Consider the following 15,058-nt stretch of genomic DNA (forward strand, 5'->3'; position numbering starts at 1 on the left):
CGTTCCCTACTTAAACAACTGTTCCTGATTTTAGACTTTGAACAACTTCCAGGCATCTGTTTTCAAAAGTCATCTGATCAACAGGTGTGACAACCGATTGAAATAATTGCATTAAATCATCAGAATGATTTGCTGATTTTTTTGCCGCAATATTATAATGAATAAACCTGATCCATAAAATTGCTTTTAACTCCGTTTCATTTTCATTCCACATTTTCATTTCAACCAGCAAAGCATTATCACGATAGTCAATCAATCGCGATTCAATAAGGGTCGTTTCCATTGTAGAAGCAGGACGTATATAACTAATCTGACTGGATGCTACTACCCAGCTCAGGCCAGTTTCCTTCATATATTTAAAAATATCCAGATCGTAATGTTCCGCAATCTGATCTTCTCTTGTATTAATAAAGTACTCCAAATACTTTGCATTGTTTAAATGATTAAAAGGATCACAATCCTGAAACCTGATTTTCTTTTTTGTTTTTAATACTTTTTCCATTTTCTGCTTTTGTTTTATCAAATACCGATCGGTATTTGAGGGGTTAAAAAATTTTTATTTCCTAATTTTCTCGATTATTGCATGGTCTATAAAATCCATAGCAGTTGTGATATAGGTCCCATCATTATGCGTAAAGGCCAAAAGAGAACTTCCTTCTATCAAAGACAATAGCAATTTTGCATAGTGCAGCGGATCAACATTCTTCTGGATTTCCCCACTAACAATGCCTTCGCTAATAATATTGGAAAGTCCGGTGATAAATCTTTCAGATAAACTCTGAGCACTCTTAAACAACAATGGATTGATAAATTTAGTATCTACTCCCACACGCAGCATTGGACAACCTCCTCTGTCTTTGACTCTATCATAATAACTTCTTTGATATTTTGTTATCGCATAAAGTTTCTCCAAACTTCCTGTAGTAGACGCGACGATTTTGAATAAAGGCGTTATGGCTACATCCACATTCAATTGAAAAGACTTTAAAGCTAACTCTTCTTTATTGGCAAAATTGCAGTAAATAGCCCCTTTAGTAAGTCCCGTAGCTCTGGTAATATCTGTAAGACTGGTACCAACGTATCCTTGCCTGTTAAAAACAGGTGCCACTTTATCCAATATAAATTCAGAAGTATTCATCATTCTCCAGTTTTCAATAATCATTCTCCAAACAAATATAACACAAATACCGATCGGTATTTCATAAAGAAACTTTTTTCTTCTAAACATAAAAAGAAAGGGATGAATTCAAAGAACTCATCCCTTTTTTATATAATAGAAATCTCAGAAGAAAAAACTCAGAGTCTCAGCTCCTCAGAACCTTAGCCCCTTTCTTTAGTCATTCATAGAAATCAAAAACTCTTCATTGTTTCTGGTTTTCTTGAAACGGTCGTTTACAAAATCCATAGATTCTACCGGATTCATATCAGACAGATACTTACGCATGATCCACATTCTTTGTAATGTTTTCTCATCCAGTAATAAATCATCACGACGAGTACTTGATGAAGTAAGATCGATAGCCGGGAAGATACGTTTGTTGGCAATTTTACGATCCAATTGAAGTTCCATGTTACCGGTACCTTTAAATTCTTCAAAGATAACCTCATCCATTTTAGAACCAGTTTCCGTCAATGCCGTTGCAATGATACTTAATGAACCTCCGTTTTCTACATTTCTGGCAGCTCCAAAGAAACGTTTTGGTTTTTGCAATGCATTAGCATCAACACCTCCACTTAAAACTTTACCTGAAGCAGGCTGAACGGTATTGTACGCTCTTGCTAAACGCGTAATCGAATCAAGTAAAATTACCACATCGTGTCCGCATTCTACCAAACGTTTTGCTTTTTCAAGAACAATATTCGCAATCTTCACGTGTTCTTGTGGTTCTCTGTCAAAAGTAGAAGCGATAACTTCTCCTCTTACACTACGCTGCATATCTGTAACCTCCTCAGGACGTTCATCAATCAAAAGAACAATAAGGTAAACTTCGGGATGGTTGGCCGCAATTGCGTTTGCAATGTCTTTTAGTAACATTGTTTTTCCCGTTTTAGGCTGAGCGACAATCATACCACGCTGTCCTTTTCCTATTGGAGAAAACAAATCGATAATACGGGTTGAAACTGAACTGCCTTTTTCGGCTAATTTAAATTTTTCAGAAGGAAAAACCGGGGTAAGATGTTCGAAAGAAACTCTGTCGCGAACCACTTGCGGATCGTGACCATTAATTTTAAGTACACGAACAAGAGGGAAAAACTTTTCGCCTTCTTTTGGAGGACGAACCACTCCTTTTACAGTATCTCCGGTTTTAAGACCGAACAATCTGATTTGTGACGTTGACAAATAAATATCATCGGGAGAGGCTAAATAATTATAATCTGATGAACGTAAAAATCCGTAACCATCCGGCATCATTTCAAGAACACCTTCACTTTCTATAATTCCGTCAAACTCAAAGTCTGAATCTCTGAAATTATTCTTTTTATTTTTATGATTTGGATTTTGATTCCCGTTGTTTCCGTTCCCGTTTTGATTAGAATTTGGATTCTGATTAGGGTTTTGGTTGGGATTCTGATTTTGATTTTTATTCTGGTTCGGATTAATCTTCTTGGTCTGAACCGGTGCTTCTGTTTTTTCAGCAGTAGCAACTTCTGCTGTAACTTCGTTTTCAGGAACTGCTTCTTTCGTAGCTTCCTTTTCTTTTTTCAAAGCGACCTTTTTCTCGTAAGCTGATTTGTTGAACTTTACAATTTTTGGTCCTTTTTTTTCTACTGCTGCATTCTCAGTATTCTCAGTACTTTCAGTATTCTCAATATTTTCCTGAACTTCCGGTGTTGTTTCAACGCTCTTTACTTCTCCTGTTTCTTTTGCTGCTGCATTTCCTTTTATCTTCGGATTTGATTTAGGATTTGCTTTAATAGCCGGAGTTTTAGTTATTGCAATCGGAGCTTCTGCTTTATCAGGAGCTTCCTCTGCTTTATCAAATTCCAGAACCGGTGTATTCTTGTTTGCTGCTGTTTTTTTTGCCGGAACAATTCTTGCTCTTTTCGGTTTTTCATCTACTATTTCCGCTTCTGCCACAGGACTAGCCGGCGGCGCTACAGTCGCTTCCTGATGTGCTAAAATCTGACTGATTAAAGTCTCTTTTTTAACGCCATTAAACTTTATAGTTTTAGCTAACTTAGCTATTTCTTGAAGCTCAGAAAGCTTCATTTCTTTTAATGCAGAAATATCAAACATGAATGTTCTATGAATTTAATTATTTTAACGGAAATATTGTAAAAAGAATAGGTAGATATTTTTTTTCGATTGACCGCAGTATGAAGTGCTTACGGTATTATGATGCAATAATACGAATAAAATTTAATCATACAATAGTATTTTAAAAAAAGAAAATATATTTTTGTAAAACAATTTTAGACCATGATACAACGAATTCAGACTGTATATTTAATTCTTACCTTTTTAATTACAGGGGTATTACTGTTTTTCACTCCGCTTTGGACCTTAAACAATGGTAAGCCTTTTTACTTTATGCAGGATAAGCTTTACACCATATTATTAGGTCTAAGTACAATGCTAACTATCATTAGTATTATTTCATACAAAAAAAGACAAAATCAGTTTGTAATGGGCAGACTGAACATAATATTAAATTTAATTTTATTGGGATTATTTGTATATCGTTCTCTAAATTTATCTGGAGATACTACTACCATTGTATCAGAGAAAGGTATTGGGATGTTTCTACCTATTGTTGCTATCGTATTATTAGTTTTAGCTAATAAGGCCATCAAAAAGGATGAAGATCTTGTAAAATCTGTAGACCGTTTGAGGTAAACCTATAAACTTAAATTTTTTGTGCGAAGAGAACCCGAATTTTAAATTCGGGTTTTTTTGTGCTCTAAATTTCTTGTAATTTCCTGCATAACAGTCAAAACAAACTTAAAAAGAACCTTTGTAAGATATTTTTTCATTTATTTGCATTTCAGTTCCCTCAAATAATTATGAAAGATAAAATAAGAATACACCTGGCAGATGATCATCAGGTACTTATTGATGGCCTTAGCAACTTACTACAGACGGTCGAAAATTTTGAAGTAGTAGGTAAATCATACGATGGCAATACAGTTTATGAAAATATTACTCTAAACAATCCGGATATCCTGATTCTGGACATTAGCATGCCTAAAAAAGATGGAATCGAAGTAGTTAAAGAACTTCAGCAAAAAAATGTTCCATGCAAAATCATTATTCTCTCCAGTTACGACGATCTGAAAATTATTAAAGAAGTTATGAAACTGGGCGTAAAAGGTTACCTCACAAAAAAATGCGCCGGAGAAAACATTATCGAAGCCGTAGAAGCCGTTTATCAGGAACAGGAATATTATTGCGATGCTGTTAGAGAAAAAATCTTTAATATTTTCTCTCATAACAATCCAAAACTCAATAAAAATATCAAAGTAGACAACCCAATTCTAAGCGCCCGTGAAATCGAAATTATCACTTTAATTGCATTAGAATACAGTGGAAAAGAAATTGGCGAACAGCTCTTTATCAGTACAAACACGGTCGAAACACATCGAAAAAACATCATGAAAAAACTACAGATAAAAGGTTCTATTGGTCTGGTAAAATATGCCCTGAAAAACAATTTGATAAATTCCTGATCATTCTAAGAAAACACACATTCTATGTCCTTTTTCAGATACTTTATATTTTTCATTCTTTTAACCACTTTCAACAGCTATCCCATTGTTGCTCAAGAAAAAACAGTTCCTGAAACGAACACTACAACCGTCGTTAGAAATACAAAAAAAAACAATACTTGTCTTCCTGAAAAAATAAGAAACAAACAAATAATCAGCTTATCAATTGTAATGATAATTCTCTTATTCTTTTTGTTTTATTTTTTCTACCAAAACCACAAACTAAGGCAAAAGATTAAACGGAAAGATGCCAAACAAAAAATATTACTCAATGTAATTAATGCCGGCATTGACAGTCAGGAAGCTGAACGTAAAAAAATCGCATCGTTTTTACACGACAACATTAATTCCTTATTATCTTCTGTCGGACTGCATTTAAAAACTTTCACCACACAAAACGATATAAAATCAGACGAAATTCAGAAAGCAAAGTCTATTCTACAAGAAGCACACGATCTTTTACGAGATATGTCACACGACTTAGTCCCTACTCTTTTGGTACGTTTTGGATTAATTTATGCTTTGGAAGATTTATGTGAAAGAAACTCGAATTCCCACATCAATTTTAAATTTTCGAGTACCATTTCAACTGAAAAAAGATACATCGAAAAATTTGAAATGAAACTTTACTTTATTGTTTCGGAACTTTTCAACAACATTATCAAACACAGTGATGCCCAAAAAGCTACCATTTTCCTATCCGAAAAAAACAATCAGTTTATCATTGTAATTCAGGACAATGGAAAGGGCTTTGAAACCGAAAGACTAAACTATTTTGAAGGTTTTGGTATTAACCGAATCAGGGCGAGAATCAAAAAATACAAAGGAACTATGTCAATTACTTCAAAGACAAACGAAGGAACCACTGTCAAAATCAAGATTCCATTACCCTTTTAATCTGGTTTTACTTTTTACCAATTTCAACTATTTCCAGATCCTTTATTTTATCACCTTCAATTACAAATCGTAACATTGTTCGAACCTGATGAAATCCACTTTTTCCGGCCGCTCCGGGATTCATGTGCAGCAGATTATTTTTTTTATCGAACATCACTTTCAGTATATGTGAATGTCCACAGATAAATAATTTAGGCGGATCGGTCGCCATCTCTTCTCTTATATTAGGATTATACTTCCCCGGATATCCTCCAATATGTGTAATCCACACGGAAACATCTTCACATAAAAACCGATTGTGTAAAGGAAATTCCAATCTCGCCTGCGCATCGTCAATATTACCGTATACACATCGCAGAGGCTTTAACTTTTTGATTGTATCCGTAACATTAAGATCACCAATGTCTCCGGCATGCCAGACTTCATCGGCCTGAGCTACATATTTTAAAATGGTATCATCAATGTGACTGTGTGTGTCTGAAAGCAGGAGGATTCTTTTCATTATCTTTTTTTTTGGGGCGCAGAGATGCAAAGGTACAAAGGTTTTTTTTAAGGGGCTAAGGCGCTAAGGTTCTGAGATGCTAAGATTCTTTAAATTATTCTTATCTAATAAAAAAACTCTGCTCCTTTGCCACTTTGAACCTTTGGACCTTTGATCCTTTGAACCTACCAAACAAAAAACTTAGTTCCTCAGCATCTTAGCCTCTTAGTATCTCAGAACCTTAACATCTTTTTAAAAAAAACCTTTGTACCTTTGTAGCTTAGAGCTTTTATACCTTTAAAAACCTTTGCACCTTTACCTTGAGATATTTTATTCAATTTGCTTATAACGGAACTAATTATCATGGCTGGCAATTTCAGCCCAATGCCTCTTCTGTTCAGGAGACTTTAAACAAAGCACTTTCCATTTTATTGAACTCTCCCATAAACGTGATGGGCGCAGGAAGAACGGATACCGGAGTTCATGCGGAAGAGATGTATGGCCACTTTGATATTGAAACGTCGTTAGATATTCCAAATTTAATACACAAACTCAACTCCTATTTACCAAAAGACATTGCTATTTTTAATATTCTTCCTGTTCACGATGACGCTCATTGCCGATTTGATGCTACCAGAAGAACCTACGAATACCATATCAACACCGTTAAAAATCCTTTTTTACAAGAATTAAGCTGGTATTTCAATCAAAAATTAGATGTTGATTTAATGAATGAGGCGGCAAAAATTTTGCTCAACCACACCGACTTCCAATGCTTTTCGAAAGTAAATACCGATGTCAATACTTTTGATTGCACGGTTTTTGAGGCATATTGGAAACAAGAAAACAATAAACTGATTTTTACCATCTCGGCCAATCGTTTTCTCAGAAATATGGTTCGCTCAATTGTTGGGACGCTAGTAAATATTGGCTTGCATAAAATTTCTCTAACTGATTTTGAAGCGATCATCGCCAGCAAAAGCAGAGAAAAAGCTGGGTTTTCAGTACCGGCACACGGATTGTATTTAACCGAAATTGATTACGATTACTTATAGCTGTACGCTTTAAGCCGTAAGCTATAGGCTTTACCCATTAAGTGGAAGCCTATTGCCTAAAGCTTATAGCCTAAAGCATTAAAAAAAATAAATGAAAGCAAAAGCATTTGATACCGGATTATTCAAACGAATTTTAAAATATACCAAACCCTATAAATGGCGCTACTATGGCGTTATTATTTTTGCTGTTTCGCTCTCCATATTTGCAGCCCTTCGTCCGTACTTATTAAAACAAACGGTCGACGGCTATATCAAGACACATGACAAGGAAGGTTTACTTCTTTATATCATGTTAATGGGAGCGGTACTTTTAATGGAAGTTTTCTCTCAGTTCTATTTCGTTTATTGGGCCAACTGGCTTGGACAGGATATCGTAAAAGACATCCGTACCAAACTTTTCAAACACATCCTAAGCTTCAGAATGAAGTACTTTGACCTGGTTCCTGTAGGACAATTGGTCACAAGATCCGTTTCAGACATTGAATCGATTGCCAGAATTTTTAGTCAGGGACTTTTTATGATCATTAGTGATTTGATGAAAATGCTTGTAGTCCTTATTTTTATGTTTTACATGAACTGGAAATTAACGTGGATTGTAGTCGTTGCTATGCCAATTTTAGTGTACATAACCCGAATATTCCAACGTAAAATGCAAGTCGCTTTCGAAGAAGTCCGTACGCAGATTGCCAACATGAACTCTTTTGTACAGGAACGTGTTACGGGAATGAAAATCGTACAGCTTTTCAATCGCGAACAAATTGAAGCGGATAATTTTAAAGAAATCAATAACAAACACAGAGTTGCCTGGATCAAAACCATTTTATACAACTCAATATTTTTCCCGATTGCCGATATTATTTCCTCTATAACCTTAGGAGTAGTTGTCGTTTATGGTGGATTTAAAATCCTCAACGGAGATCATTTTACAACTTTTGGAGATTTGTTCTCCTATACCATGTTTATCGGAATGCTGTTTAATCCGTTACGTCAGATTGCGGATAAATTCAACGAAATGCAATTGGGGATGATTGCCGCCAATCGTGTTTTTGATATCATCGATACTCAGGATCATATTCAGGATACCGGAACAATTGAAGCTCCTATTTTTGAAGGAAGTATTGAATTTAAAGACGTACGTTTTAGTTATATTCCGGAAGAAGAAGTCATAAAAGGAATCGATTTGTCAGTCGCTTCAGGACAAACTGTAGCTATTGTAGGTTCGACCGGAGCTGGAAAATCGACTATAATCAATTTACTGAATCGTTTCTACGAAATTAACAGCGGTACAATTTGCATTGACGGCCATAATATCGAAAATTATACTTTGGCTTCATTACGTAAACAAATTGCCGTGGTTTTACAGGATGTCTTTTTGTTTGCCGATACGATTTACAACAATATCACTTTACACAATCCCGAAATCAGTCGTGATCAGGTTTTAGAGGCTGCTAAAAGAATTGGCGTGCACGATTTCATTATGAGTCTGCCGGATAATTATGATTTTGATGTAAAAGAACGAGGCGTTATGCTTTCGTCAGGACAGCGTCAGTTAATTGCTTTTTTAAGATCGTATGTCAGCAATCCGAGTATCTTAATTTTAGATGAAGCCACATCTTCAATAGATACCTATTCAGAAGAACTCATTCAGCGTGCTACCGAAACGATTACCAAAGGAAGAACTTCGATTATCATCGCACACCGATTGGCCACAATTGTAAATGCTGATAAGATCGTGGTAATGGATAAAGGTCTGATCGTAGAACAAGGAACCCATCAGGAATTACTCCTTAAAACCGACGGCTATTATAAAAACCTTTACGACTCTCAATTTGCCGTGGCGAACTAGATTTCTAAATGCTAAAAAAGTTCTTAAAAAAGTTAAATTAGCGTTATAAGAATCATAAATCTGCTGATTCACAGAGTTTAGGATAGCATTCTTTTTTTTTGATTTATTTATCTTTGAGAGACAAAATTCAAATGCAAAAGAAAATGCCACAAAACAGATTTTATCCTAACGAAGAATTCAAAGAAATAGAAATAAACGCCTCATTACAACTTAAATATGCTATTTCAAACAAAGGCCGACTAATTAGTTTTACTGATGAAATTCAAAACGGACGTATTCTAAAAGGCGGTTTAAGCGATGGTTATCCTACTTTTAGATTTAAGGTTAAAGATGGTGACAAAATTGTCAACAAATATCTTTTTCTGTACAAATTAGTTGCTCATTATTTTATCCCAAAAGAATCAGAAGAACAGACTTATGTACTCCATCTGGATTACAACCGCAGCAATGACGATGTAAAAAATTTATGCTGGGCAACAAAAGTCGAAATGATGGCGCACAGCCGTAAAAGTCCACGCGTTATTCAGGCAAAAAAGAATCTGATCGAACACAATTTAAAAGCCGACGGGCGAAAATTAACGACTACCAAAGTCATGTTAATCAAGAAGATTCTCGCGCGTCCTGAGCAAAAAACACGTCTAAAAATGATTGCCAAACAATTTGGTGTCAGCGAAATGCAAATCAGACGCATCGCCAGCGGTGAAAACTGGGGACATGTAAAGGTTTAATTTTTTTTATTGTAAAAGGTGAAAGGTGAAACGTAGGTATTACATTTCACCTTTTTACTTTTTGCATCTCACATCTCACATCTTACATCTCACATCTCACATCTTACATCTCACATCTCACATCTTACATCTCACATCTTACATCTTACATCTTACATTTCACATCTTACATTTCACATCTTACATTTCACATCCCACATTTTACCTTTTTACTTTTACTTTTTACATCTTACTATTTTTTTAAAATAAATCCTTAAATTCGCAAGCACAAATAACAAAAGAAGAAATCGATAAATGAGTTTCGGAATTAAACTTCATTATCGGCAATAAATACTAAAAACCAAACAAATGAAATACGACGTTATTGTTTTAGGAAGCGGTCCTGGTGGATATGTAACAGCAATCAGAGCTTCACAATTAGGCTTTAAAGTAGCTGTAGTTGAAAAGGAAAACTTAGGTGGTGTATGTTTAAACTGGGGATGTATCCCAACAAAAGCACTTTTAAAATCAGCTCAGGTTTTTGATTATCTAAAACATGCTTCTGACTATGGATTGAAAGTTTCTGAGTTCGACAAAGATTTCCCTGCAGTGGTTCAACGTAGCCGTGGTGTTGCTGAAGGAATGAGCAAAGGAGTTCAATTCTTAATGAAAAAAAACAAAATTGACGTTATTGAAGGTTTTGGAAAACTAAAACCAGGTAAAAAACTTGACGTTACAGACAAAGACAATAAAGTTACTGAATATAGCGCTGACCATATTATCATCGCAACTGGTGCTCGTTCTCGTGAGTTACCAAACTTACCACAAGATGGCGTAAAAGTAATTGGTTACCGTCAGGCAATGACTTTACCAACTCAGCCAAAATCTATGATTATTGTAGGTTCAGGAGCAATTGGAGTGGAGTTCGCTCACTTCTACAACTCAATGGGAACTGACGTTACTATCGTAGAATTTATGCCAAATGTAGTTCCTGTAGAAGACGAAGATATCTCAAAACAATTTGAAAGATCTTTGAAAAAATCAGGAATTAAAGTAATGACCAACTCATCTGTTGAACGTATTGATACAACAGGTGCCGGAGTAAAAGCTTTCGTTAAAACAGCAAAAGGAGAAGAAGTTCTTGAAGCTGACATCGTACTTTCGGCAGTTGGAATCAAAACTAACATTGAAAACATCGGTTTAGAAGAAGTTGGAATCGCTGTTGACAGAGATAAAATCTTAGTAAACGCTTACAACGCCACTAACATTCCCGGATACTACGCTATTGGAGATGTTACTCCAGGGCAAGCTTTGGCTCACGTAGCTTCTGCTGAAGGAATTAACTGTGTAGAAAAAATTGCAGGTTTACACGTAGACCCAATCGATTACGGAAACGTTCCGGGTTGTACTTATGCAACTCCTGAAATCGCATCTGTAGGTTTAACGGAGAAACAAGCAAAAGAAAAAGGTTACGAGTTAAAAATTGGTAAATTCCCATTCTCAGCTTCAGGAAAAGCAAAAGCTGCCGGTGCTGCTGACGGATTCGTAAAAGTAATCTTTGATGCGAAATACGGAGAATGGTTAGGATGCCACATGATTGGTGCAGGTGTTACCGATATGATTGCAGAAGCAGTTGTAGCCCGTAAACTTGAAACTACAGGTCATGAAATTCTTAAATCTATCCACCCTCACCCAACCATGAGTGAGGCTGTTATGGAAGCTGTTGCTGATGCTTATGGCGAAGTAATTCACTTGTAAAAATATACAATGTAAAGATGTAATGTCTATACAGAGTTATATATAATTTTCAATTTATAAAATCCGATTTGCTAAAAGTAAATCGGATTTTTTATGAAAATGAATTCCTTCATCTTAATAACCGATTTTATACTTTTAATAAAAACTTATTGTTTTATAAAACACACATTCATCTATGAATTCAATATACAATTTAGATACTCTTCAGGAACTCAAAGAATATCTAGAGAAACAAGACCAAAAATTATTAAGAGAAGAATTAATTAATGAGTTTTTAAAATTTGCAGAATACAAAAATGTAAGTGATTGGAACAATGCAGTAAAAATTTGTGAAAGCCTTGCCATAGTTGGTTGGGGAAAACATGAACCATTACAAGCCGTAAAAGGAATGTTTTTTAATGGAAATCCCGAAACCTGTTTCATAAACAAATTTCGTGAACCAAGATTTGTGGATGCAATATGGTCTAAAAGAAAAGATGGCTTTACAATGGAAAAAGGCAGAACTTCTTATTTTGAAAGCCCAATGTTATCTGAAAAAAAGACCATTTTAAATGAATATAATATTCAAGAAGATATACAAGATTTGACTTTAGCCAATCAACGAAACTGGATTCCTAAAAACCCTATTTTGATTACACGGACAATTAGTAATTGCTATGAAAATTCTAAATCAGTCATTGAGAGTATAGATAAAGAGCTTCAGCCGGAATTAGATTTAAAAATGAAACCTGAAAAATATGGTACAGCCATTAATCAAATAATATTTTCATGCTCTTATAGCTTTTATGATAATAATTCATGTAAAACAAATTATATAATCGCTGATGAAAGTTTGAAATTAAAACAAAAAGATTTTTATCCGGAACTACTCAAAATATTTTCAAAACAAGAAATTGAAAGCCACGGGTATTTCCTAAGAAATCGATATGAATATGGTAATTTTAATTCTCAAAAAGGGAAGATCGTAAATGAAATAAATTTCGAGAAAGAATTAAGTGATTTGAGTTATATCAAACAAAAACAGGCTATAGCCGAACATATTTTAGTTTCTTTAAATGCAACAATTGAAAAGCTTAAGAAGAAAAAAATCAGTTATGATTTTGAAAGCATGCAAAATGATTTTTTAGAAATTCTAACAAAATGGAAATCAAGTTAAACTTTATAAAATCCGATTTGCGAAAGCAGATCGGATTTGCTTCGTCTATTCGTTTTCCTTTTGATCAAAGGGAGACTCGGGCGATAATGAATAAGAGAAGCAAATTAAACTCCTATAATCGACAAAGATCCGGACTTTACTATGCGTAATTTCTTGGGCGATTTCAACTTTCAGTCGAAAGGACAATACAAAGTCATAAAATTTAACAAACGAAAAAATGTTAAAAACTTGACATAAAAAAGTATTGTAGTCGTCTTATAATTCTTATTTTTATTACTTATAAATAAGAGATTCATGACATTACCTTTCATAGAAATAATAGAAGCCACTACCAGTGATCCCAATTTACTAATGTGGAAATTCGCTGACGAAGACAAAGAAATCAAAAATGGCGCAAAATTAACCGTTCGCGAAAGTCAGCAAGTCATGCTTTTAAATGAAGGTCAGCTTGCCGATGTTTATTTACCCGGACTACATACTTTGTCTACAGAAAATATTCCAATTCTAAGCAAACTAAAAGGCTGGAAATACGGATTTGAAAGCCCGTTTAAAGTCGATGTTTATTTTTTCAATACACATCAGTTTATCAATAACAAATGGGGAACTCCTGCCCCAATTCTTCTAAACGATCCTCAATTTGGACAAATCAGAATTCGTGCTTTTGGAAGTTTTGATATTAAAATTACAGATGTTGCCAAATTCTTTCGCCAATACGCAGGAACATACCAGCAGCTGACCATTTTTGAACTGCAAAATCAACTAAGGGATTTTGTCGCTCCAAAATTTGGAGAAGTATTAGCAAACGAAAATATAACGGTTACCGATGTTGCCGGAAACATTACGCAACTGGGAAAAAAAATAGAACCTTATCTCAAACCCTATTTTGAGCAATTCGGAATTGAGCTGACTCAGTTTGTTATTACCAGCGTAACCTTACCGGAAGAAGTAACAGCACATTACGACAAAATCACCAATATGAATATGGTAACCGATATGGATAAATTTACCAAATTCAATACCGCAACTGCCATTGGTGATAAAGGAACGGCACTTCACCAGGCAACTCAAAATGCCTTAAGCATGGGAATCCTTTTAAATCAGCTGCAGCAGAATAAGGAAATTCCAAAAGAAGAAATAAAAGACGATCTGACCTCAAAACTTCAAAAACTAAAATCTTTGTTTGATGCCGGTTTAATTGACGAAGAGGAATTTAAATCGAAGAAAACAGAATTATTAAGTCAGTTGTAATGGAAGAGAAAAAAGTAAATTCATTTTTGAGCAGGCTTAAAGAAAATGCACAAAAGCAAACGAATTATGGCGGAGAAACGGAGATGACCGAAGCCAAAATGAATGCAAAAGACTGTCCAAACTGTGGCGCAGGAAGAGCTAAACAAGACGGACTAACGCATTGTGCCTACTGCGGATTTGAGTTTTTGAGCGTAAAGCTTACAGATGGCGTTTACCTCAAAAAAGAAGACAATTCAATTTAAACCTATAAAGTAATGTTCGGATTATTTAACAAACAAAAAGACGAAGCTCTTCCGGAATGGTATTCGGAGCTTCAGCAATCACAGGAAAGATGGTTTAACTTTTTAGAAAAACTCGAAGCCAAACTGGAAGAATTTGCAACTGCTGCAATTCCCGAATTGAAAGAGATTCTTCAAAATGATGATGATTTATACAAAAGAGCTTTTCACAGGGTGTATTCCGGTGTAAATGGTCAATTGTCAAATATCAGAGAAAAAGCGAGAGTTACTTATGAAGAAAAAATTATTGCCGTTTACAGTCATTACAGTTCCCAAATTTCTGTCCTAAGCAAACATCACAATTTAGTATCAGATTTCAGAAACGTCTGTTCAGATCGTCATAATGATTTTGAAGATCAATACGAATATTGGAGAAATCAGATTGAAAAAACACAGGAACGTGATCTTGAAATGGAGTACAAAAAAATACTGGACGAATTTGAAGCAATCAAAAATAAATTCAACTGCACACAATGTGGAGGGAATATTGAGATCGAAAAAATCTTTTTAATCGAAACTTATATTCAGTGTCCGTATTGCAATACCCAAAATACATTTGCTCCCAGCACACAAGCCAGAAATCTGCAAAATATTGCAAGAGGTCTGGCTGAACAAAGAACAGCACATCTATATGAAGCTTTTGAAATCGAAAATAACAAAGAGCGTGAATTGTACCATCAGCGTCATGAATTAAGTCTGAGTAAAATTCACGAATCGGATAAAAAAGTACTGAATCAAATTTTGGCAAAGATGGATGAACTTGAAGAACAAAGACAGTTTGTGATTAAAAATGCGCCAAAACTGCATCAGATCTATTTGCGTGCGATGTATGACGAATGGAACAAAATCACTCCCGATTTGAAAGAACACAACGAAAAAATGTATCAAAACCAATTACAACATTTATAATTTATTAACCCTTAAA

General features: G+C 34.8%; 15 protein-coding genes. 11 read left to right on the forward strand and 4 right to left on the reverse strand.

The window, feature by feature from the left end:
- Positions 1-10: 10 nt before the first annotated feature.
- The 3 genes from ACAM30_RS00905 to rho all read right to left on the reverse strand — a co-directional run bounded on the left by ACAM30_RS00905 (position 11) and on the right by rho (position 3,238).
- Positions 11-502, reverse strand: a complete 492-nt coding sequence (locus tag ACAM30_RS00905) for an acyl-CoA thioesterase (RefSeq protein WP_369616790.1) — start codon at positions 500-502, stop codon at positions 11-13.
- A 54-nt stretch (positions 503-556) separates the two neighbouring features.
- On the reverse strand, positions 557-1,141 hold the full coding sequence (locus tag ACAM30_RS00910) for a TetR/AcrR family transcriptional regulator (RefSeq protein WP_369616791.1): 585 nt from the start codon (positions 1,139-1,141) through the stop codon (positions 557-559).
- A 192-nt stretch (positions 1,142-1,333) separates the two neighbouring features.
- Positions 1,334-3,238: a transcription termination factor Rho gene (rho, locus tag ACAM30_RS00915; RefSeq protein ID WP_369616792.1), complete on the reverse strand. Its 1,905-nt coding sequence runs from the start codon at positions 3,236-3,238 to the stop codon at positions 1,334-1,336.
- Positions 3,239-3,421: 183 nt separating this feature from the next.
- Here rho and ACAM30_RS00920 point away from each other — a divergent pair, with 183 nt between their 5' ends.
- From ACAM30_RS00920 to ACAM30_RS00930, 3 genes are all read left to right on the forward strand, one after another.
- Complete coding sequence (locus ACAM30_RS00920) at positions 3,422-3,838, forward strand: DUF4293 domain-containing protein (RefSeq protein ID WP_369616793.1); 417 nt, start codon at positions 3,422-3,424, stop codon at positions 3,836-3,838.
- Between the two features lie 167 nt (positions 3,839-4,005).
- Positions 4,006-4,668, forward strand: a complete 663-nt coding sequence (locus ACAM30_RS00925; RefSeq protein WP_369616794.1) for a response regulator — start codon at positions 4,006-4,008, stop codon at positions 4,666-4,668.
- Positions 4,669-4,692: 24 nt separating this feature from the next.
- Positions 4,693-5,604, forward strand: coding sequence for a sensor histidine kinase (locus tag ACAM30_RS00930; protein WP_369616795.1), 912 nt, complete (start codon positions 4,693-4,695; stop codon positions 5,602-5,604).
- 7 nt (positions 5,605-5,611) lie between these two features.
- Here ACAM30_RS00930 and ACAM30_RS00935 read toward each other — a convergent pair whose 3' ends face one another.
- Positions 5,612-6,106, reverse strand: a complete 495-nt coding sequence (locus tag ACAM30_RS00935) for a metallophosphoesterase (RefSeq protein WP_369616796.1) — start codon at positions 6,104-6,106, stop codon at positions 5,612-5,614.
- A gap of 299 nt (positions 6,107-6,405) precedes the next feature.
- Here ACAM30_RS00935 and truA point away from each other — a divergent pair, with 299 nt between their 5' ends.
- From truA to ACAM30_RS00975, 8 genes are all read left to right on the forward strand, one after another.
- Entirely contained in the window at positions 6,406-7,140 is a 735-nt protein-coding gene (gene truA / locus ACAM30_RS00940; protein ID WP_369616797.1) for a tRNA pseudouridine(38-40) synthase TruA, read from the forward strand.
- Positions 7,141-7,231: 91 nt separating this feature from the next.
- Complete coding sequence (locus ACAM30_RS00945; protein ID WP_369616798.1) at positions 7,232-8,986, forward strand: ABC transporter ATP-binding protein; 1,755 nt, start codon at positions 7,232-7,234, stop codon at positions 8,984-8,986.
- A 143-nt stretch (positions 8,987-9,129) separates the two neighbouring features.
- Positions 9,130-9,714 (forward strand): NUMOD4 domain-containing protein, encoded by a 585-nt coding sequence (locus ACAM30_RS00950; protein WP_369616799.1) that lies wholly within the window; start codon positions 9,130-9,132, stop codon positions 9,712-9,714.
- 348 nt (positions 9,715-10,062) lie between these two features.
- Positions 10,063-11,451 (forward strand): dihydrolipoyl dehydrogenase, encoded by a 1,389-nt coding sequence (gene lpdA / locus ACAM30_RS00955; RefSeq protein ID WP_369616800.1) that lies wholly within the window; start codon positions 10,063-10,065, stop codon positions 11,449-11,451.
- Positions 11,452-11,626: 175 nt separating this feature from the next.
- Entirely contained in the window at positions 11,627-12,607 is a 981-nt protein-coding gene (locus tag ACAM30_RS00960) for a hypothetical protein (RefSeq protein ID WP_369616801.1), read from the forward strand.
- Positions 12,608-12,901: 294 nt separating this feature from the next.
- The gene (locus tag ACAM30_RS00965; protein ID WP_369616802.1) at positions 12,902-13,855 is read left to right on the forward strand and encodes an SPFH domain-containing protein; all 954 of its coding nucleotides are present in this window, start codon (positions 12,902-12,904) and stop codon (positions 13,853-13,855) included.
- Positions 13,855-14,097: a hypothetical protein gene (locus ACAM30_RS00970; protein WP_369616803.1), complete on the forward strand. Its 243-nt coding sequence runs from the start codon at positions 13,855-13,857 to the stop codon at positions 14,095-14,097. Before ACAM30_RS00965 ends, ACAM30_RS00970 begins: the two co-directional genes overlap by 1 nt.
- A 12-nt stretch (positions 14,098-14,109) precedes the next feature.
- On the forward strand, positions 14,110-15,042 hold the full coding sequence (locus ACAM30_RS00975; protein WP_369616804.1) for a hypothetical protein: 933 nt from the start codon (positions 14,110-14,112) through the stop codon (positions 15,040-15,042).
- Positions 15,043-15,058 lie beyond the last annotated feature (16 nt).

This window comes from Flavobacterium sp. CFS9, assembly GCF_041154745.1.
GTDB lineage: Bacteria > Bacteroidota > Bacteroidia > Flavobacteriales > Flavobacteriaceae > Flavobacterium.

Coding starts and splice junctions, on each gene's coding strand:
- ACAM30_RS00970 (WP_369616803.1), top strand. CDS start 13,855: ATGGAAGAGAAAAAAGTAAATTCATTTTTGAGCAGGCTTAAAGAAAAT.
- ACAM30_RS00975 (WP_369616804.1), top strand. CDS start 14,110: ATGTTCGGATTATTTAACAAACAAAAAGACGAAGCTCTTCCGGAATGG.
- ACAM30_RS00905 (WP_369616790.1), bottom strand. CDS start 502: ATGGAAAAAGTATTAAAAACAAAAAAGAAAATCAGGTTTCAGGATTGT.
- rho (WP_369616792.1), bottom strand. CDS start 3,238: ATGTTTGATATTTCTGCATTAAAAGAAATGAAGCTTTCTGAGCTTCAA.
- ACAM30_RS00910 (WP_369616791.1), bottom strand. CDS start 1,141: ATGATGAATACTTCTGAATTTATATTGGATAAAGTGGCACCTGTTTTT.
- ACAM30_RS00935 (WP_369616796.1), bottom strand. CDS start 6,106: ATGAAAAGAATCCTCCTGCTTTCAGACACACACAGTCACATTGATGAT.
- ACAM30_RS00945 (WP_369616798.1), top strand. CDS start 7,232: ATGAAAGCAAAAGCATTTGATACCGGATTATTCAAACGAATTTTAAAA.
- ACAM30_RS00920 (WP_369616793.1), top strand. CDS start 3,422: ATGATACAACGAATTCAGACTGTATATTTAATTCTTACCTTTTTAATT.
- ACAM30_RS00925 (WP_369616794.1), top strand. CDS start 4,006: ATGAAAGATAAAATAAGAATACACCTGGCAGATGATCATCAGGTACTT.
- ACAM30_RS00950 (WP_369616799.1), top strand. CDS start 9,130: ATGCCACAAAACAGATTTTATCCTAACGAAGAATTCAAAGAAATAGAA.
- ACAM30_RS00965 (WP_369616802.1), top strand. CDS start 12,902: ATGACATTACCTTTCATAGAAATAATAGAAGCCACTACCAGTGATCCC.
- ACAM30_RS00930 (WP_369616795.1), top strand. CDS start 4,693: ATGTCCTTTTTCAGATACTTTATATTTTTCATTCTTTTAACCACTTTC.
- ACAM30_RS00960 (WP_369616801.1), top strand. CDS start 11,627: ATGAATTCAATATACAATTTAGATACTCTTCAGGAACTCAAAGAATAT.
- lpdA (WP_369616800.1), top strand. CDS start 10,063: ATGAAATACGACGTTATTGTTTTAGGAAGCGGTCCTGGTGGATATGTA.